This is a genomic window from Mycobacterium sp. IDUB_1, assembly GCF_055419625.1.
Genome location: NZ_JBVAYA010000001.1, coordinates 84177 through 103094, shown reverse-complemented (window position 1 = coordinate 103094; position 18918 = coordinate 84177). Strand labels below are relative to the sequence as shown.

General features: G+C 69.5%; 17 protein-coding genes and 1 tRNA gene. 13 read left to right on the top strand and 5 right to left on the bottom strand.

Annotated features, from left to right (window positions below):
• Positions 1-182 precede the first annotated feature (182 nt).
• The gene (locus ACZYYX_RS00505) at positions 183-1037 is read right to left on the bottom strand and encodes an HAD-IB family hydrolase (RefSeq protein ID WP_463812454.1); all 855 of its coding nucleotides are present in this window, start codon (positions 1035-1037) and stop codon (positions 183-185) included.
• Between the two features lie 427 nt (positions 1038-1464).
• On the opposite strand from ACZYYX_RS00505, the gene ssd reads away from it, so the two are divergent.
• From ssd to ACZYYX_RS00465, 8 genes are all read left to right on the top strand, one after another.
• Entirely contained in the window at positions 1465-2559 is a 1095-nt protein-coding gene (gene ssd, locus ACZYYX_RS00500; RefSeq protein ID WP_463812453.1) for a septum site-determining protein Ssd, read from the top strand.
• The gene (locus ACZYYX_RS00495; RefSeq protein ID WP_463812452.1) at positions 2556-3731 is read left to right on the top strand and encodes a TadA family conjugal transfer-associated ATPase; all 1176 of its coding nucleotides are present in this window, start codon (positions 2556-2558) and stop codon (positions 3729-3731) included. Before ssd ends, ACZYYX_RS00495 begins: the two co-directional genes overlap by 4 nt.
• Positions 3728-4507 (top strand): type II secretion system F family protein, encoded by a 780-nt coding sequence (locus tag ACZYYX_RS00490; protein WP_463812451.1) that lies wholly within the window; start codon positions 3728-3730, stop codon positions 4505-4507. Before ACZYYX_RS00495 ends, ACZYYX_RS00490 begins: the two co-directional genes overlap by 4 nt.
• Positions 4504-5076 (top strand): type II secretion system F family protein, encoded by a 573-nt coding sequence (locus tag ACZYYX_RS00485; RefSeq protein WP_463812450.1) that lies wholly within the window; start codon positions 4504-4506, stop codon positions 5074-5076. Before ACZYYX_RS00490 ends, ACZYYX_RS00485 begins: the two co-directional genes overlap by 4 nt.
• 87 nt (positions 5077-5163) lie before the next feature.
• Positions 5164-5301 carry a DUF4244 domain-containing protein gene (locus tag ACZYYX_RS00480; protein WP_463814742.1) on the top strand — a complete coding sequence of 46 codons (138 nt, stop codon included), beginning with the start codon at positions 5164-5166 and terminating at the stop codon, positions 5299-5301.
• Between the two features lie 47 nt (positions 5302-5348).
• A complete protein-coding gene (locus tag ACZYYX_RS00475) occupies positions 5349-5621 on the top strand; it encodes a TadE family type IV pilus minor pilin (protein WP_463812449.1) in 273 nt (90 codons plus the stop codon).
• Complete coding sequence (locus tag ACZYYX_RS00470; RefSeq protein ID WP_463812448.1) at positions 5554-5979, top strand: Rv3654c family TadE-like protein; 426 nt, start codon at positions 5554-5556, stop codon at positions 5977-5979. Before ACZYYX_RS00475 ends, ACZYYX_RS00470 begins: the two co-directional genes overlap by 68 nt.
• A 19-nt stretch (positions 5980-5998) precedes the next feature.
• Positions 5999-7219, top strand: a complete 1221-nt coding sequence (locus ACZYYX_RS00465; protein WP_463812447.1) for a serine/threonine-protein kinase — start codon at positions 5999-6001, stop codon at positions 7217-7219.
• A gap of 13 nt (positions 7220-7232) precedes the next feature.
• Here ACZYYX_RS00465 and ACZYYX_RS00460 read toward each other — a convergent pair whose 3' ends face one another.
• Together ACZYYX_RS00460 and ACZYYX_RS00455 are read right to left on the bottom strand one after the other, a co-directional pair.
• On the bottom strand, positions 7233-8255 hold the full coding sequence (locus ACZYYX_RS00460) for a PAS domain-containing protein (protein WP_463812446.1): 1023 nt from the start codon (positions 8253-8255) through the stop codon (positions 7233-7235).
• Between the two features lie 198 nt (positions 8256-8453).
• Positions 8454-10787 carry a DEAD/DEAH box helicase gene (locus ACZYYX_RS00455; RefSeq protein ID WP_463812445.1) on the bottom strand — a complete coding sequence of 778 codons (2334 nt, stop codon included), beginning with the start codon at positions 10785-10787 and terminating at the stop codon, positions 8454-8456.
• A 301-nt stretch (positions 10788-11088) separates the two neighbouring features.
• Here ACZYYX_RS00455 and ACZYYX_RS00450 point away from each other — a divergent pair, with 301 nt between their 5' ends.
• From ACZYYX_RS00450 to topA, 3 genes are all read left to right on the top strand, one after another.
• Positions 11089-11292: a cold-shock protein gene (locus tag ACZYYX_RS00450; protein ID WP_006243848.1), complete on the top strand. Its 204-nt coding sequence runs from the start codon at positions 11089-11091 to the stop codon at positions 11290-11292.
• Between the two features lie 144 nt (positions 11293-11436).
• Entirely contained in the window at positions 11437-12030 is a 594-nt protein-coding gene (locus ACZYYX_RS00445; protein ID WP_463812444.1) for a hypothetical protein, read from the top strand.
• A 158-nt stretch (positions 12031-12188) separates the two neighbouring features.
• Complete coding sequence (gene topA / locus ACZYYX_RS00440; RefSeq protein WP_463812442.1) at positions 12189-15026, top strand: type I DNA topoisomerase; 2838 nt, start codon at positions 12189-12191, stop codon at positions 15024-15026.
• 1 nt (position 15027) lies between these two features.
• Here the strand turns inward: topA and ACZYYX_RS00435 are convergent, their stop codons facing one another.
• Complete coding sequence (locus tag ACZYYX_RS00435; protein WP_463812441.1) at positions 15028-16665, bottom strand: adenylate/guanylate cyclase domain-containing protein; 1638 nt, start codon at positions 16663-16665, stop codon at positions 15028-15030.
• 49 nt (positions 16666-16714) lie between these two features.
• On the opposite strand from ACZYYX_RS00435, the gene ACZYYX_RS00430 reads away from it, so the two are divergent.
• Positions 16715-17941 carry a DNA polymerase III subunit delta' gene (locus tag ACZYYX_RS00430; RefSeq protein ID WP_463812440.1) on the top strand — a complete coding sequence of 409 codons (1227 nt, stop codon included), beginning with the start codon at positions 16715-16717 and terminating at the stop codon, positions 17939-17941.
• A 132-nt stretch (positions 17942-18073) separates the two neighbouring features.
• Positions 18074-18149 (top strand) — tRNA-Thr (locus ACZYYX_RS00425).
• Between the two features lie 43 nt (positions 18150-18192).
• Here the strand turns inward: ACZYYX_RS00425 and ACZYYX_RS00420 are convergent.
• Positions 18193-18846, bottom strand: a complete 654-nt coding sequence (locus ACZYYX_RS00420) for a GntR family transcriptional regulator (protein ID WP_463812439.1) — start codon at positions 18844-18846, stop codon at positions 18193-18195.
• Positions 18847-18918 lie beyond the last annotated feature (72 nt).

Below are 18918 nucleotides of genomic sequence, written 5' to 3'. Positions count from 1 at the left end.
GCTGGGGAGCCGAGGTCGGGAGATCGAGCCTTCTCTTCCGGCTCGACCTTGGCCTCGCCCGGCTTCCGTGTTTCCTTTGTACTACGTGACCGCGGTCACATCAAGGGTCAAAAGCATCGGTTTCCCGATTCGTTACGCGGACTGTTCAGCTACGTCGTCGAATGGGCAAGGCCGGTAGAAGGTCAGAAGGCGAACCGGCGCAACAGGGTGTAGGTGAGGGCGCCCGCGGCGAGCGCGGTGACACCGACGGCCGCCGTGGTCGCGACCGCCGCACCCGACGGTGCGGGCAGTCGGTCCCGCAGGGAGACGGGCTTGGAGAACGACCGGACCGGCCAGTCGCGGGCGGAGGCCTCCTTGCGCAGCGCGCGATCCGGGTTGACGACGGTCGGATGTCCGACCGTCGTGAGCATCGGCACGTCGGTGATGGAGTCGGAGTAGGCGTAGCAGTGCTCGAGCGCGTATCCCTCGCGGGCGGCCAATGCTCGGATCGCCTCCGCCTTCCCCTCGCCGTAGCAGTAGAACGCGATGTCGCCGGTGTACTTGCCGTCTTCGACGACCATCCGCGTGGCCATCGCGTGGGTCGCGCCGAGGGCCCGCGCGATCGGCGCGACGATCTCTTCGCCCGACGCGGAGACGACGACCACGTCACGTCCGCACAGCTTGTGGTCGGAGATCAACTCCGCAGCTTCGGCGAAGACCAGGGGGTCGACGATGTCGTGCAGCGCTTCGCCGACCACCGATTTGACCTGCTCGACGTCCCAGCCCGCGCACATCGTCGTGATGTGCGCCCGCATCCGATCCATCTGATCGTGGTCGGCGCCCGACATCGTGAACAGGAATTGCGCATACGCGGATTTGAGAACCGTCCGCCGATTCATTAGCCCTTGGCTGAAGAACGGTTTGCTGAAAGCCAATGTGCTGGATTTCGCTATGACGGTTTTGTCGAGATCGAAGAACGCCGCGGTCCGCACGGGGCGCTCACCCGACGGCGTCCCGTCGGGTGCCTGGGCACCCGCCGCAGGGTCGGAGAGGGTCACCGCGTCAGCATAAGGCGCGGTCGCGTGACAGATTGCGGCAGATCGTACAAATTGGCAGTTCACGACACGTGGCTTCGTCTGCAACCTTTTCAAGATCTGCGCCGACTTCTCTGCGGTGCGGTCTTGCGCCAGCCCGCTCGGGCGTGTGTATAGTGGGCATCACTCGGCTTATGCCGGGTGTGCATCAGCCCGACCCCCCGGGGCTGATACACGACGACCTCCGCCTCCTCCCCCCCTGGCGGGGGTCGTCCCTTTTCTGGGCCATTTCGCAATGCGGACAGGTCACTCTCTTCCCAGAAGTTGCGGAACGCCATTTTCGGGGGAGTGCAAGCCCTTGATCGGTCGGCCTGTGGACAGGCTCGCGATCATCCACAGATCTTCGTGACGCCCTGGCTGCGTGGCGTCGACGCCACGCAGGCTGGGACACATGACCGGTGCCGCCGTCCTGATCGTCGTATCCAACCCCGTCCTGCGTGGCCTCGTCGACCGTGTGGTCGCCGCCGCTGCCGTGCACGCCGTCCGCAGGGCCGACGCCTCGGATCGGCGGGTGTGGGCCGGTGCCGCGGCCATCCTGCTCGACGAAGCGGCGGCGCGTTCGTGCGCGGACCGCGCGCTACCGCGGCGCGCGGGGGTGGTGTTGATCAGCGGTTCTGCCCCGGACCCTGCGCAGTGGGAGGCCGCCGTTGCGGTGGGCGCCCAGCACGTTCTGGCGTTACCCGCCCAGGAAGCCGACGTGATGGCAGTGCTGACCGAGGCCGCCGACGAGGCCCGCAACGGTGGTCCGCGAGGCGCTGTGGTGGCGGTGATGGCGGGACGCGGCGGGGGTGGCGCGTCGGTGTTCTCGGTGGCGCTGGCCCGGGCCGCGGGTGAGGCATTGCTGATCGACGCCGACCCGTGGGGCGGCGGTCTCGACCTGGTGCTGGGCAGCGAAACCGAGCCGGGTTTGCGGTGGCCGGACCTCACGCTGGCCGGTGGGCGGCTCACCTATCCGGCACTGCGCGCTGCCCTACCCAGCAGCCAGGGTGTCGCGATCCTGGCGGGCAGTCGGGTGCTGGCCGGCGAACAACCCGCCGGGGAGATCGATGCGAGGGCGCTGGGCGCCGTGGTCGACGCCGGTAGCCGAGCTGCCGTGACCGTCGTGATCGATGTCGCCCGCCGCCCCACCGCGGCCATCGAGACGTCCTTGGCGGCAGCAGATCTGGTGGTGTTGGTCACACCTGCCGATGTACGGTCGTGTGCCGCCTCGGCGGCGACGGCCCAGTGGGCGTCTGCCTGTAACCCCAACACCGGTCTGCTCGTGCGCGGGCCGTCTCCGGGCGGCCTACGGCCAATCGACGTGGCGCGCATCGTCGGGCTGCCCGTGTTGGCGACGATGCGTCCTCAGCCGGGGTTGGATCAGCACCTCGAACGAGGTGGGGTTCGGCTGCGAGGAAACTCGCCACTGGCATCGGCCGCCCGCACGGTGTTGGCCGTGCTGCAGACGAAGCCGCACGCCGGCTCACTCGATGCCGTCGCCGCATGAACGCGCCGCTGCTCGACCGTGTCCGCGAGCGTCTCGCCGCAGACGGTGGACCGCTGCGGCCCAGCGTCGTCGCCGCCGCCATCCGCGCTGAGTCCGGAGGCGTGCTCGGGGACACCGAGGTGCTGTCCAGCCTGCGCGAACTGCAGACCGAACTCGTCGGTGCGGGCATCCTCGAGCCGCTGCTGACGGCACCCGGCACCACCGATGTGCTCGTCACGGCCCCCGACGCGGTATGGGTGGACGACGGCACGGGTTTGCGACGTACCGGCGTGCGATTCGCTGACGACGCCGCCGTCCGCCGCCTCGCTCAGCGGCTCGCGCTGAGCGCGGGCAGGCGCCTCGACGATGCCCAACCGTGGGTCGACGGCCATCTCGCTGACCTGGGAAGTGTGGCGGGAAAGCCGTTGAGTGTGCGGCTGCATGCCGTGCTCCCACCGGTCGCCGCGGGCGGCACCTGTCTGTCGCTTCGCGTGCTGCGTCCTGCCACCCAGGATCTCGACGCGTTGGTGGCTTCCGGCGCCATCGCCCCCGAAGCAACCGCGTTGGTGCGCGACATCATCGCCGCACGGCTCGCGTTCGTGGTGAGCGGGGGCACCGGCAGTGGAAAGACGACGTTGTTGGCGGCGCTGCTCGGGGCCGTGCCTGCTGACGAGCGAATCCTGTGCGTCGAAGACGCCGCGGAGCTGGCACCGCGCCATCCGCACCTGGTGTCGCTCGTGGCCCGCGCTGCCAACGTCGAGGGCATCGGTGAAGTCACCGTTCGTGACCTGGTCCGACAGGCGTTGCGGATGCGGCCGGACCGCATCGTGGTCGGCGAGGTGCGCGGCGCCGAGGTGGTTGACCTGCTCACCGCCCTGAACACCGGTCACGACGGCGGTGCAGGCACGGTGCATGCCAACAAACCCGGCGAGATTCCCGCCCGATTCGAGGCACTCGCTGCGCTGGGCGGGCTCGACCGCGCAGCCCTGCACAGCCAGTTGGGTGCGGCGATCCAGGTGGTCCTGCACGTGTCACGTTCTCGGGCGGGTCGGCGCCGACTCTCCGAGATCGGGGTGCTCCAACGCGACGGCGACGGCCGGGTCTGCGTGGTGCCGAGCTGGGATGCCGACACGGGATTCCGGGAGGGCGCCGACGCGCTGCGGGGGCTCATCGATCGCGGGTGCCGGACATGACCGTGGCGGCGGTCGCGTTGGCGTTGGCTCTGCTCGCGCTGCCGCCCGTGACGCGGGCACCCCTGCGGCCGGTGTCGGCGCGACGACGCCGCAAGCCTCCGGCGATCGTCATAGCGCTGCTGGCCTGTGCCGTACTCAGCTGCGTCCTCCCGATCTCCGTGGTGCTGGCGAGCACGACGATGCTGACAGTGCTGGTCGTACGGCACCGGTGGCGTAGGCAGCGCCTCGTCGGCGCCGACGAGGCGAGCGCGCTGCACGGGGCCCTGGACGTCCTGGTGTCCGAACTGCGCGTCGGCGCGCACCCGGTCGCTGCGATGGACTCCGTCGCCCGCGAGATCGACGGGCGGGTGGGCGAGTCGTTCGCTGCGGTCGCGGCCCGTGCGCTCCTGGGCGCCGACGTCGTGGCGGGGCTGCGGGCGGAGTCGCGTCGCTCCCTGGTGCCGGGCCACTGGGAACGGCTCGCGCTGTGCTGGCAGCTCGCCGCGCGGCACGGTCTGGCGATCGCCTCGCTGATGCAGGCCGCGCAGCGTGATCTCGCCGAACGTGAACGGTTCCGGTCCCGGGTCGATGCCGGGATGGCGGGGGCGCGCACCACGGGCAATCTGCTGGCGGGGCTGCCGGCAGTGGGCGTGCTGCTCGGGTGCGCCATCGGTGCGGATCCGGTGGGTTTTCTCACCTCCGGCGGCACCGGTGGCTGGCTGCTGTGTGTCGGCGCCGCGCTCGTCGGGGCGGGTCTGCTCTGGTCGGACCGGATCACGGCGTCGGTGCTGACATGACGTGGGCCGCGGTGTCCCTGGCGCTGGCGGTGCTCGTGCTTCCGCGGGCCTGCGCCGCGCGCAGGACGACGGCGTGCCAGGGGCCGCCGTCGGCGAGGTCGGCACCGACACCTGACGGACCGTTGGCGGTGGCGGCCGCACTGGACGCGTTCGGGGCGTGCCTGCGAGCGGGCATGGCGGTGTCGAGCGCCGCCGCGGCGGTCGCCGATGCCGCGCCGCCCGCGTTGGCGGCAGTGCTGCGGCGCGGCGCAGACCTGCTGGCGTTGGGCGCCGATGCCGGCCGGGCCTGGGCGGAGCCGGAAGGCACCGCGGACGTCCATGTACGCGCCTACCTGCGTATGGCGCGACGTTCGGCGGCGTCGGGAGCAGCGCTGGCCCACGGGGTCGAAGACCTCGCCACCTCTCTGCGCGCCGAAGCGGCGGACGCCGCCGGGGCGAGAGCCGAGCGCGCCGCCGTGCTCATCGCAGGCCCGTTGGGGCTGTGCTATCTGCCGGCGTTCATCTGCCTGGGCATCGTGCCGGTCATCGCGGGGCTGGCCGGAGATGTTCTGCGATCAGGAGTGTTGTGACAACCACCGAGGAGGATCTGCATGCTCAACCACCGATTTGCCGCTCTGCGCGCACGGCTGCTCGTGCTGGCGACGGCCGACGACGGAATGTCGACCGTCGAATACGCGATCGGCACCATCGCCGCCGCGGCGTTCGGGGCGATCCTGTACACCGTGGTGACGGGGGACTCGATCGTCAGCGCGCTGACGAACATCATCACTCGTGCGCTGAACACCAACATCTAGATGCCGGTTTCGCCACCGTCGAGGCGGCATTCGCCCTTCTCACGCTCGTGGCGGTGGTGGTGGTCTGCCTGGCTGGGCTCACCGCGATCACGATGCAGGTGCGGTGCGTGGACGCCGCGAGGGAGGCCGCCCGGTTGGCGGCGCGCGGCGACGACGCCGTCGCCACCGCGACTGCCCGCACCATCGCGCCCACGGGTGCCGGAATCGAGGTGCGGCGCGATGGCGGGTTCGTGGTCGCGACGGTCACGTCGCGTGCGGCATTTCTGCCGGGCGTCGCGATCACCGGACGCGCCGTCTCGGCGCTGGAGCCTGGTACGTGACGACAGGGGTGCGGCGACGATCCTCGCGGCGTTCCTGATCGCGGCGGTATCGGCGGTCATGACAGGCGGTGCGCTGCTCGGCTCCGTCGTGGTGGCCCGTCATCGAGCGGCTGCGGTGGCGGACCTCGCGGCGCTGGGAGCAGCCGCGGCGCTGCCCGGAGGCCGCGAGGTGGCCTGCGCGACGGCTGACTCCCTCGCGCGGGCGATGGCCTCTACGCTGACCGGGTGCGACGTCGACGGTCTGGATGTACTGGTGACCGCCGAGGTGGCGCCCGGGTTCGGCGCTGCACTAGTGGGCCCGGCGACAGCTGCCGCGCGGGCGGGCCCGCTCGACGAGCCGGGGTTTACGGCGCCGTAAGGCGGGATACGCACCCCTCATGACCGGCCGCGAAATGCTCGCCGGCCGCTACGAGGTGCGCGGCCTGCTCGGCCGTGGCGGCATGGCCGAGGTCCGCGACGGTTGGGACACCAGGCTGTGCCGACCGGTTGCCATCAAAGTGCTGCATCCGCACATGGCCCACGACCCTGACCTGCGCCGCCGCTTCGAGGTCGAGGCCAGGGCAGCAGCAGCGCTCGGGGACCCCAACGTTGTCGCCGTGCACGACTTCGGTGAGCAGGACGGGTCGCCGTTCATCGTGATGGAGCGGCTACCCGGCCGCACGCTCCACGACATGATGGATGCGGGTCCCATGGCCCCGCACCAGGTCCGCTCCGTTCTCGACGACGTCCTCGCGGGCCTGAGTGCGGCCCACGCCGCCGGAGTGCTGCACCGCGACGTCAAACCGGGAAACATCCTCGTCTCCTCGTCCGGGGACCGGCTGAAGGTCGCCGACTTCGGCATCGCCAAGACCGGCGGCAGCGCCGACACCAAGACCGGTCAGATCATCGGGACCATGTGCTACATGAGCCCGGAGCGGGTCACGGGCGCCCCGGCCTCGGTTGCCGACGACCTCTACGCCGTCGCTGTGATCGGCTACGAGGCGCTGGTCGGTCATCGCGCCTTCCCCCACGACAACCCCGTCGCTCTGGCCCGCGCGATCCTGGACGCGCCGCCGCCCCCGCTGGGCAGCGTCCGCCCCGACGTCGACCCTGCGCTGGTTACCGTCATCACCCGCGGGATGGCGCGCGATCCCGCGCACCGCTTCGCCAATGCCGAACACATGCGAGCTGCGCTGGCCGGCGACCCCGCCGCGCTGGCGTCCCCACTCCCCATGGCAACTGCGCCGCGGTCCGCCACCCGGGTGATGGCCAACCCGCTGCCACCGACGGCGGGGTATCCGCCGCCCCCGCCGGTGCGCATGCCGCAACGGCGTCGGAACCCGCGCCGCTATCTGCTCGCCGGAGCCGCCATCGCCGCGGCATTCGTCATCTCGGCGCTCGCGCTGGCGCTGGATCCGTTCGGCTCGTCGCCGTCCCCGGCGTCGGTGAGCACGAGCACCAGCTTGACCCCGCCTCCCACGACGCCGAGCAGCGTGACTCCGGTGACGTCGGCACCCCCACCGGTGGTGGCACCCCCACCTGCTCCTGAGCCGCCTCGCGGTGGCCCGGGACCCGGTCGTGGACACGGCAACGGCAACGGCAAGAAAGACAAGCCCTAGCCGCCCGAGAGGGTCAGCGCTCTTCGAGGTGCGCCTCGGCCAGTTCCTCGTCGGTCGGAAGGCGCAACTCCGCGAGCCCCGCAATCACCCCGTCGTGCAGTTCGATGCGGTGCACCGTCACGTGTACCGGCGTCCACCCACCGTCGCGAGCGATCACCCGCAGCACGCCCGACACGGACCCTCCGCCGAAACCCGCGGCCATCTCGGCGACCGTGGGCCGGTCGTGCGGATGTACGGTCTGCTGGCTCGACATCCCGGCCCGCCAGTCGAAGAACGGCGCCGGATCGTCGAGCCACTTGACGAGCATCCAGTGCGCGGGATCGACGAGCGCGCGGTGTACACCTGGCCGGGCCAGGCTGGCCAGGATGCGTTCGGCCAATGACGCTTCGCTGTCGCCTTTGCCCTCGTGCACGCTGCGCCAGTTCATCGCCCGGCACACCAGCAGCGGCTTGTCGTCGTCGTCGACCTCCTCGACCGAACGCGCGACGAACCCGACGGTGATCTGCTCGCCGCGGTGGTCGGTGACGTCCCACGTGGTGCAGATCGTCACCCCGGCCCGCGGCTTGATCAGCATGCTGATCACCTCCGCTTCGTGCGGGTTGAGATCCCGGCGCGGCAAGTCGTCGGCGAAGGCTCGGCTGTGCGTCCGCTGCGTCGTCGGATCCCAACCGCCGATCTTCAAGGACTCAGGCGTGTCGGTGGCGGTCCCGTTGGTGAGGTCCCACAGCATGCAACCCACCTCGGGGCGGGGCGGCGGATCTTCGTCGGCCGCGCCGATCCACATCTGCACCCCGTGAATGCGGCCGTCGGACATCGCGACCACCTCGGTGCGAATCACGCAGTCGTTCTTCGGTGTGATGCTGCTCAGCCCGGTGTTACCCCGTACGGTCTCGCTGATGGCGGTCTGGATCGCCATCAGGTGAGGGTTGCGCCGCAGCAGAGACGAGATCGGGATCAGATTCTTGGTGTGGGCCCCCTGAGCGACCACGGTCGGTTCGCTCCCCAGCGTCTCCACGAGCATCCAGTCGTGGCTCATGACGCGATCCTACCGAGACCGCGGCTGCGGAAACCGTATCTTGACCCCCCTTTGCTATGTCGATATGGCCCGTGACGAGCGCTTTCGCCTTGCCTCGGTGCACCTCGCCGGGTAGGTTTTCCACCATTGAGGCGGGTACGGATTCCGTCGCCGGAGTCCGCGGCGATCGTCGAGGGGTCGGTCGCTACCGCCGGTCAGCTAGGCAGCGCTGCCGACCGCGTCGAGCACGAGGCGCAGCACCCTGACCGCGCCGTCCTTGTCGAGCGGGTCGTTGCCGTTGCCGCATTTCGGTGATTGCACGCACGACGGACAACCCGCCGGGCATTCGCACGCCTCGATGGCCGATGCCGTCGCGGCCCACCAGCGCGTGATCGCGCCGAATCCCCGGGCCGCGAATCCGGCACCTCCCGGATAGCCGTCGTAGACGAAGATCGTCGGCAGCCCGTCCACGGGGCCGACCGCGGTCGACACGCCGCCGATGTCGCCACGGTCGCAGCTGGCGATCAGCGGCAGCAGCCCGATGGCGGCATGTTCGGCGGCGTGCAGGGAACCCGGGGTGCGCAACGGATCGATTCCGCTGTCGGACAACGCTTCCGGGGTGATGGTGCACATCACCGCCATGGTCTCCAGTGTGCGCGTGGGCATGTCGAGTTCGCAGAAGTCGATCACCTCGCCGTCGAGGCGGCGCCGCAGATATCCCGTGACGGTGTTGCTCACGCACACCGGAACCAGCCCGATGGTGACCTCACCGTGCGTCGAACGCTCGCCGGGCCCGCTGACGGTGATGTCGGTGAGTTCCCTTGCGAAGGTGGTGTATCCGGGATCTTCGGCGTGGACGAACGCGATGCCGTCCTCGAAGTCCAGCGAGTCCACCAGGTAGGTCTCGCCCTGGTGCAGGTAGACGGCACCGGGGTGCACCGAGGCGGCGGCCTGCCCGGCGCCGGCGCTGCCCAGCATGCGACCGGTGCCCGCCTCGAGGATCGCGACCTGACCGCCGATCGATCCCCGGATGTCCACGGCCGGATGGGGATCGAGGCCGGGGGTGGGGAAGTACCCGCTGGGTCGGCGGCGCAGCAGCCCGTTGTCGACGAGGGCGCCCGCCACCGCCTCGGCATCCCACGTGCGCACCTCGGCGTCGGTCAACGGCAGCTCGGTCGCCGCGCAGAGCAGCTGCGGTCCGAGGACATAGGGATTGGCCGGATCGATCACGACGCGCTCGATCGGCTTGTCCAGCAACGCGGCCGGATGGTGCACCAGGTAGGTGTCGAGCGGGTCGTCACGTGCGATGAGCACCACCAGTGCGCCCTGGCCGCGCCGGCCTGCGCGGCCGGCCTGCTGCCAGAACGACGCGACGGTGCCCGGAAAGCCCGCCAGCACAACGGCATCCAAGCCGGCGATGTCGACGCCGAGCTCGAGCGCGTTCGTCGTCGCCATGCCGCGCAGCGCTCCATCGGCCAGCGCCCGCTCCAGAGTTCGGCGATCCTCGGCGAGATATCCCGCCCGGTAGGACGCCACCTGCTCGGCCAGCTGCGGCGCCGTCTCGGCCAGTCGCGTCCTGGCGCCCAGGGCCGTCAGCTCCGCGCCGCGGCGGGAGCGCACGAACGTCAAAGTCCGTGCCCCCTCGGTGATCAGGTCCGCCATCACCCGGGACGCCTCTGCCCCCGCCGAGCGACGCACCGGGGCCCCGTTCTCTCCGACGAGGTCGGCGAGCAGCGCCGGCTCCCACAGCGCGATCGTGCGCGCGCCCTGTGGTGAGCCGTCTTCGGTGACCTCGATCACCGTCTGACCGATCAGCTCGGCGGCGGTGATCGCGGGTTCGGCGGTCGTGGCGCTGGCGAAGATCACCGTCGGCATCTGCCCGTCGGGGGAGTAGCGCGCGCACAGTCGGAGCAGCCGCCGCAACACCATGGCCACGTTCGACCCGAAAATGCCTCGGTAGTAATGACATTCGTCGACCACCACGAACTTCAGGTGGCGCAGGAAGATGGCCCAGCGGGCGTGGTTGCGCAACATCGACAGGTGGATCATGTCGGGGTTGGAGAATATCCACCGGGAGCGCTCGCGCGCGAACCGGCGGACATCGGCGGAGGTGTCTCCGTCGTAGGCCGTCGGGGCGACGTCATCGAGCCCGGCGGCTGCGGTCAGCGATGCGACGGCACGCAACTGGTCGTGTCCGAGGGCCTTGGTGGGCGACAGATACAGGGCGCGGGATCGCGGATTGTCCGACAGCGCCGTCAATATGGGGAGTTGATAGGCCAGCGACTTGCCCGACGCGGTGCCCGTGCTGAGCACGACGTGACGGCCCGCCCGGGCATGTTCGGCGGCGATGAGCTGATGCGACCACGGGGCGGTCACGCCGCGATCGACGAACGCCCGCACCACATCTGAGGGTGCCCACGACGGCCAGGACCGGGTGTGTGCGGGTCGTGACGGCAGGTCGGCGACGTGACGCAGCGGATGTTCCTCCGGCGCGGTGCCGTCGACCGCGCAAGCGAGCAGCGCGCGGCCGAATCCAAGCGCTGGATCGGGCACCTCGGAGCCTCCCACCCGTCCCCTACGTCGTGTCGTACGTGAATTGTGGACTACATGATGCTGTGAAGCGCTTGTCGGACTGTCGCAGCAGCGCTGTTCATGATTGACTAACGGCGGTCGCAGCTTCTGTGTTCGTGTATACGCACTCGCAGGAACAACGTTGCGGTCGCGGTTCCTGCGAGGGTTGTAGGTCGGGTCGAGTTCCGAGCACTCCACGAAGGTATGGCGGTCGGAACGGGCCCGGTCTGCCGAAAGACGGCGGGCCGCACCCGGTGAAACACAGAGAAGGAAATTACGAAAGATGCCACAGGGAACTGTGAAGTGGTTCAACGCGGAGAAGGGCTTCGGCTTCATCGCCCCCGAGGACGGCTCCGCTGACGTTTTTGTCCACTACACGGAGATCCAGGGTTCCGGCTTCCGCACCCTGGAAGAGAACCAGAAGGTCGAGTTCGAGGTCGGTCAGAGCCCCAAGGGGCCGCAGGCCACCGGCGTTCGCGCCGTCTGAGTCACCTTAAAGACCTGGCACCCCCGCGTCACCGCTCGTCGGCGGCGCGGGGGTGTTTCGTTTTCCGGTGTTTCGTGCAGCCGCGGCGCCGCGTTCACGCCCGCATCCGCTGCGATGGTGCGGTGCTGGCCTACTGTCATCGGTGTGAGCCAGCTGTCCTTCTTCTCGGCTGAGTCGGTGCCGCCGGCCGTCGCCGATCTGACGGGGATGCTGGCCGGGCCGGGGCAGGCCGTCCTGGTCGCCCATGGGCAGGCGCAGGCTGCGCGCCTGTCGGTGGTCGTGGACCGGCCGTGGCGCGCCGAGGCGCTGGCCGAGATGATCGCCGACGCCGGTCTCGCACTGGAGATCGCCCGTACCGACGAGAGCACGCCCCTGGTGCGCACCGCCGTGGATGCCCGGTTGACGCCGATCGCGCTGGAGTGGACGCGCGGCGCGGTCAAGACGGTACCGCCGCAGTGGCTGCCCGGGCCGCGTGAACTGCGGGCGTGGACGTTGGCCGCGGGCAGCCCGGAGGCCGACGATCGCTATCTCCTCGGGCTCGATCCGCACGCGCCGGACACCCATTCCGTGCTCGCGTCGGCCATGATGCGGGTCGGAATTGCACCGACGCTGATCGGGACGAGGGGCGCGCGTCCGGCGCTGCGGATCAGTGGCCGACGGCGGCTGTCGCGCCTGGTAGAGAACGTGGGGGAACCTCCGGAGGACGCCGAAGCGTTGGCGTCATGGCCGCGTACCTAGCGGCTGGCGGACGGCCTTTCGGCGGGGAGCCGGTTTGCGTCGGCTCGCGCGGAGTGCGAAATTGATCGTTGCCGGGGCGGGGTGGCGCAAAGATGTGCGAGTCCGCCGACAGTGCAAAGAAGAAGTAGTAGTAGGAGTCGAGACAGTGAATCGGATAGGTGGCTGACGGAGACCGCGATCGCGGTGCCAACAGCAGGGTGCGGCGGCTCGTCATAGTCGAGTCGCCTACCAAGGCGCGCAAAATCGCCGGCTATCTCGGGTCCAATTACATCGTCGAATCATCGCGGGGTCACATCCGTGACCTGCCGCGTAACGCCGCGGACGTCCCTGCCAAGTACAAGTCGGAGCCGTGGGCCCGTCTCGGCGTCAACGTCGACGAGAACTTCGAGCCGCTCTACATCATCAGCCCGGAGAAGAAGAGCACGGTCGCCGAGCTGAAGGACCTCCTCAAAGGCGTCGACGAGCTCTATCTGGCCACAGACGGCGACCGCGAGGGCGAGGCGATCGCCTGGCACCTGCTCGAGACCCTCAAACCGCGCATCCCCGTCAAGCGCATGGTGTTCCACGAGATCACCGAGCCCGCGATCCGTGCCGCCGCCGACGACCCGCGCGATCTGGACACCTCGCTGGTCGACGCGCAGGAGACCCGCCGCATCCTCGACCGCCTCTACGGCTACGAGGTCAGCCCCGTGCTGTGGAAGAAGGTCGCCCCCAAGCTGTCGGCGGGCCGGGTGCAGTCGGTCGCGACCCGCATCATCGTCCAGCGTGAACGTGAGCGGATGGCGTTCCGCAGCGCCGGCTACTGGGACGTCACGGCCGAGCTGGACGCCAGCGTCTCCGACGCGCAGGCCACGCCGCCGACCTTCACCGCCAAGCTCAACACGGTCGACGGACGCCGCGTGGCGGCCGGTCGCGACTTCGACTCCCTCGGTGGGTTGAAGAAGCCCGACGAGGTGCTCGTCCTCGACGAATCGGCCGCGAATGCGCTGGCAGCAGGCTTGCAGGGTGCGCAACTGCAGGTTGCTTCGGTCGAGCAGAAGCCTTACACCCGGCGGCCCTATCCGCCGTTCATGACCTCGACGTTGCAGCAGGAGGCCGGCCGCAAGCTGCGGTTCTCGTCGGAACGCACGATGAGCATCGCCCAGCGGCTGTACGAGAACGGCTACATCACCTACATGCGTACCGACTCGACCACGTTGTCGCAGTCGGCCATCAACGCGGCCCGCACGCAGGCCCAGCAGCTCTACGGCGAGGAGTACGTGCACCCCTCGCCGCGCCAGTACACCCGCAAGGTCAAGAACGCCCAGGAGGCGCACGAGGCCATCCGGCCCGCCGGCGACGTCTTCCAGACCCCCGGGCAGTTGCACGCCGCGCTGGACACCGACGAGTTCCGGCTCTACGAGCTGATCTGGCAGCGCACCGTGGCCTCGCAGATGGCCGATGCGCGCGGCACCACGCTGAGTTTGCGCATCGGGGGGACCGCGCGGACCGGCGAGCAGGTGGTCTTCAACGCCAGCGGCCGCACGATCACGTTCGCCGGCTTCCTGAAGGCCTACGTCGAGAGCCTCGACGAGCAGGCCGGCGGTGAGGCCGACGACGCCGAGAGCCGGCTGCCGAACCTGACGCAGGGCCAGCGCGTCGATGCCAAGGATCTGACCGCCGACGGGCACACCACCAGCCCGCCCGCCCGCTACACCGAGGCGTCGCTGATCAAGGCTCTCGAAGACCTGGGCATCGGTCGGCCGTCGACCTACAGCTCGATCATCAAGACCATCCAGGACCGCGGTTACGTCCACAAGAAGGGCAGCGCGCTGGTCCCGTCGTGGGTGGCGTTCGCCGTCATCGGGCTGCTGGAGCAGCACTTCGCGCGGCTGGTCGACTACGACTTCACCGCGGCGATGGAGGACGAGCTCGACGAGATCGCGGCGGGTAACGAGCGACGGACCAACTGGCTCAGCAACTTCTACTTCGGTGGCGAGCACGGGGTGGACGGTTCGATCGCGCGTGCCGGCGGCCTGAAGAAGCTGGTGGGCGGCAATCTCGAGGAGATCGATGCTCGAGAAGTCAACTCCATCAAGCTGTTCGACGATGCGGAGGGTCGTGCGGTCAATGTCCGCGTCGGCCGCAACGGCCCGTATCTGGAGCGCATGGTCGCCGATCCGGACAATCCCGGTGAGCTCAAGCCGCAGCGCGCCAACCTCAACGACGAGCTGACGCCGGATGAGCTGACTCTGGAGCTGGCCGAAAAGCTCTTCGCCACACCGCAAGAGGGGCGTTCGCTGGGTATCGACCCGGTGTCGGGCCACGAGATCGTGGCCAAGGACGGGCGCTACGGGCCGTACGTCACCGAGGTACTGCCCGAACCTGGTTCGGGTGATCCCGACGATGGCACAGCCGGTAGCGGCGCCAAGAAGGGCAAGAAGCCGACGGGTCCCAAGCCGCGCACCGGCTCGCTGTTGCGGTCGATGGATCTAGAGACGGTGACGCTCGAGGACGCGTTGAAGCTGCTGTCGCTGCCGCGTGTGGTGGGCGTCGATCCGGCCACCGGCGAGGAGATCACGGCGCAGAACGGTCGCTACGGTCCATACCTGAAGCGCGGCACCGACTCTCGATCGCTGGCCACCGAAGAGCAGATGTTCGACATCACGCTCGAGGAGGCGTTGAAGATCTACGCCGAGCCCAAGCGGCGAGGACGTCAGGGTGCGGCGACCCCGCCGCTGCGTGAGCTCGGGGCTGACGCTGCGACCGGTAAGCCGATGGTGATCAAGGACGGCCGGTTCGGTCCCTACGTGACCGACGGTGAGACCAACGCCAGCCTGCGCAAGGGTGACGACGTCGCGTCGATCACCGACGAGCGGGCGTCCGAACTGCTGGCAGACCGCCGTGCCCGGGGACCGGTGAAGAAGAAGGCACCGGCGAAGAAGGCCGCCAAGAAGTCAGCCCAAACGACGGCGAAGAAGACGGCGGCCAAGAAGGCCGCCGCAAAGAAAGCCTGAGCTAGCGCGAGGTCTTCGACACGTCTCCGGGGACCTCGACCGAGGGCGGGCTGACCAGTCCCACCGGCCGGGCCAGCTGCGTGGGGGCGGTGCGGCCACGCAGATTCACCGTCTCGCCGACGTCCCAGCGCAGGGCTTCGGCGTCGAGGGCCTCGCTGACCGCGATCGCCGAGGCCAGCACGTGACCTTTTTCCAGCTTCGCCAGCTCGGTGAGCCGTGCCGCCTCGTTGACGGGGTCGCCGATCACGGTGTATTCGAAGCGGGCCTGCGCGCCGATGTGGCCGGCGATGGCCCGTCCGGCGGACACTCCGATGCCGAACTCCGTTTCGCCCAGCACGTCGATCAGCTCGTCGTGCAGTTCGCGGGAGGCGGCCAGCGCGGCGCCGGACGCATCGGGGTGTTCGATGGGGACGCCGAAGATGGCGAGGGCGGCGTCACCCTGGAACTTGTTGACGAACCCGCCATGCCGGTTGACGGTGTCGACGACGACGCGGAAGAAGTCGTTGAGGAGGCTGACGACATCGGCGGCTGGGATGGTGGCCGCCAGGTTCGTCGAGCCGACCAGGTCGACGAACAGCACCGCGACGTCGCGTTCCTGACCGCCCAGCTCGGTGCCGCGCTCGAGCGCTCGGCGGGCCACGTCCTCACCGACGTAGCGGCCGAACAGATCCCGTAGCCGCTGCCGTTCGGCCAGGTCGCGCACCATGTCGTTGAACCCGGCCTGGAGCAGGCCCAGCTCACTGGCGTCGTAGATCTGCATGTGGGCGTTGTAGTTGCCGCGCTGCACCTCGCCGAGTGCCCAGCGCAGCTGCCGCAGTGGGTCGGCGATGGACATGGCCACGAGCACCGTGCTGGACAGTCCGATGACCAGCGCGACGATCGCGAGCAGCAGGATCGTCGTGATCACCCGGTCGGCAGGTGCGGTGAGGATCTCGAATTTGCTCGCCACCAGGGCGAGCAGGATGGCCACCAGGGGCACCCCGGTGGACAGCACCCATGTCAGCACTTGGCGCAGGATGACGCCGGGTGCGTGGAAGCCCTCGGGTACTCCGCCGCGCAGCGCGGCCACTGCGACGGGCCGCAGCACCCGCTCGGACTGCAGGTAGCCGATGATCGCGGTGGCGGTGGCGCCCAGTCCGGTCGCGACGGCGACGACGGGGGCGGACTTACTGGCGACCGGCCAGCTGGCGATGATGAACACCACCGATCCGAGTAGCCAGTTCGTCGCGCTGATCACCGACCGGTAGAAGGGCATCCGCAGCGCCCGCATGCGGGCGACCTCGGTGTCGGCGGGGTCCCGGTCGCCGAGCAGCATGTCGCGGCGCTGCCAGCGCATCACCGGGATGAGCATGCGCAGCGTCAGGTACGACGCCACGGTGAACGAGACGAACAGGTAGCCCAGGAAGATCGACAGGTTGTACGTGGGGAGATCCTGTAGCTGGATGCGGTCCTCGGGGGGGAGCCCGAACCGCAGGAAGCCGAGCACTAGCAGGGCGCCGATGATGTCGGCTTGCAACATGCCGAGGGTGAACACCGGCCACGGGGTGCGCGCGACCCAGCGGACGAATGCACGGATTCGCCCCACCTCGATCGCTTCTGCAGCCACGGGTTCACCGTATCGGGCGGAGCTGACGGGCACGGGGCCTCTGGGACGGACGTGTCGGTTCGCAGCATTACTGTTATCGGCGATGGCGGGTGTTTTTTCGCGTCTGGTGGGCCAAGACGCTGTCGAGGCGGAGCTGACCGCCGCAGCCCGGGCTGCGCGCGGTGATTCCGCTCACATCTCCTCTTCTACAAGGGGTGCCGGCAATGTGGGCACGATGACCCATGCGTGGTTGATCACCGGTCCGCCGGGGTCCGGCCGGTCGGTGGCTGCGTTGTGTTTCGCAGCGGCGCTGCAATGCACGTCAGACGGTGACCCCGGGTGCGGGGAGTGCCGTGCCTGCAGCACGACGATGGCGGGCACCCATGCCGATGTGCGCAGGATCATCCCGGAGGGGCTGTCGATCGGCGTGGACGCGATGCGCACGATCGTGCAGATCGCGTCGCGACGACCGGGTACCGGCCGCTGGCAGATCGTCGTCATCGAGGATGCCGACCGGCTGACCGAGGGGGCCGCCAACGCCCTGCTCAAGGTCGTGGAGGAACCACCGCCGTCGACGGTGTTCCTGCTGTGCGCGCCGTCGGTGGACCCTGAGGACATCGCGATCACGCTGCGCTCGCGGTGCCGGCACATCGCCCTGGTCACCCCGGGGGTCGACGCGATCGCTTCGGTTCTGGTCGAGCGGGACGGACTGCCGGAGGCCGAGGCGGCCTGGGCGGCGTCGGTGAGCGGCGGGCATGTCGGCCGGGCCCGGCGACTGGCGACCGACGAGCAGGCCCGGGAGCGGCGCCGGCGGGCGTTGGGCCTGGCGCGTGAAGCGGCGACGCCCTCGCGGGCGTATGCCGCGGCCGAGGAGTTGGTGCTCACCGCGGAGGCGGAGGCCAAGGCTCTGACCGGGGACCGCAACGAGGCCGAGGCGGACGAGCTGCGGACCGCACTGGGTGCCGGCGGCACCGGAAAGGGCACGGCCGGCACGATGCGCGGGGCGGCCGGCGCCCTCAAGGATCTGGAGAAACGGCAGAAGTCCCGCCAGACCCGTGCCTCTCGCGATGCTCTGGACCGGGCGCTGATCGACCTCGCCACGTATTTCAGGGACGCGCTGCTGGTGGCGTCAGGCGCCCCGGAGATCGCGGCCAACCACCCCGACATGGCGGACAAGGTGGCCGCGATGGCCGCGCACGCGTCGCCGGCCGCGCTGCTGCGCTGCATCGAGGCGGTGCTCGAGTGCCGCGAGGCGTTGGCGATCAACGTCAAGCCGAAGTTCGCGGTCGACGCGATGGTCGGCACGGTGGGGCAGGCGCTGCGGAAGTAGGTCCGGGGAGTGTGGCCGGCGGGCAGGAGCGCAGCGACCCGGGGAGTGTGGCCGGCGGGCAGGAGCGCAACGACCCGGGGAGTGTTTTGGGTGCACGCCACGCCCTGCCGTAGACTCGTCCCGCCCGACCAGGCCGCCTTAGCTCAGTCGGTAGAGCGATTCACTCGTAATGAATAGGTCGGGGGTTCGATTCCCCCAGGCGGCTCCACATTTCTCGTCGTCGTTCCCTGGCGTCCACGGCCCCCGTGGGGTCAGCCCAGGGCGGCCATGATCTCCGGAATCGGTCGCAGGTGCTCGTCGAGCAGGGTGCTGACCAGGTCGACGTCGTTGTCGGCCAGCGCCGCGACGATGGCGCGGTGCTGAGCGTCGATCTCCGGTGCGCGTTGCGGGCGAATCTGCATGGCGCGCACCGCAACTCGTTGCTGGCGTGAGCGCAGCGCGTCGTACAGTTCCACCAGCACCGAGTTGCGGTGTGCATCGACGATCGCGCGGTGGAATTCGCGATCCAGTTGGGCGACGGTGAACCAGTCCTGCTCGCGGCCGGCCTCTTCGATCGCCGTCGCCAGGGTCGGGAGGGTGAGGGGTGCGCCCGCGCTCGCGGCGCACAGTGCGCGTGCGGCGTGGCCTTCGATGAGCCGCCGCGCCGCGTAGACCTCTTCGAGTTCGCGGCCGGTGACACTGCGGACCTGTGCGCCGCGGCGAGGGAGAAGGTCGATGAACCGTTCGGAGTGAAGGCGGTGAAACGCCTCCCGCACCGGCGTGCGGGACGTCCCGACGGATTCGGAGATCCACGCCTCGTCGAGGAACCTCCCCGCGGGCAGGGTGCCGCGGATGATCTGGTCGCGCACCCATTCGTAGGCGCGCTCCCGCGCGGACTGATTCGAGCTGGGCTCGCTGACTGTCATCGACACTGACAACCTCCTCGTGACCGTCCACATTAATGGACACACGACGTATACCTGTGTATACAACAAATG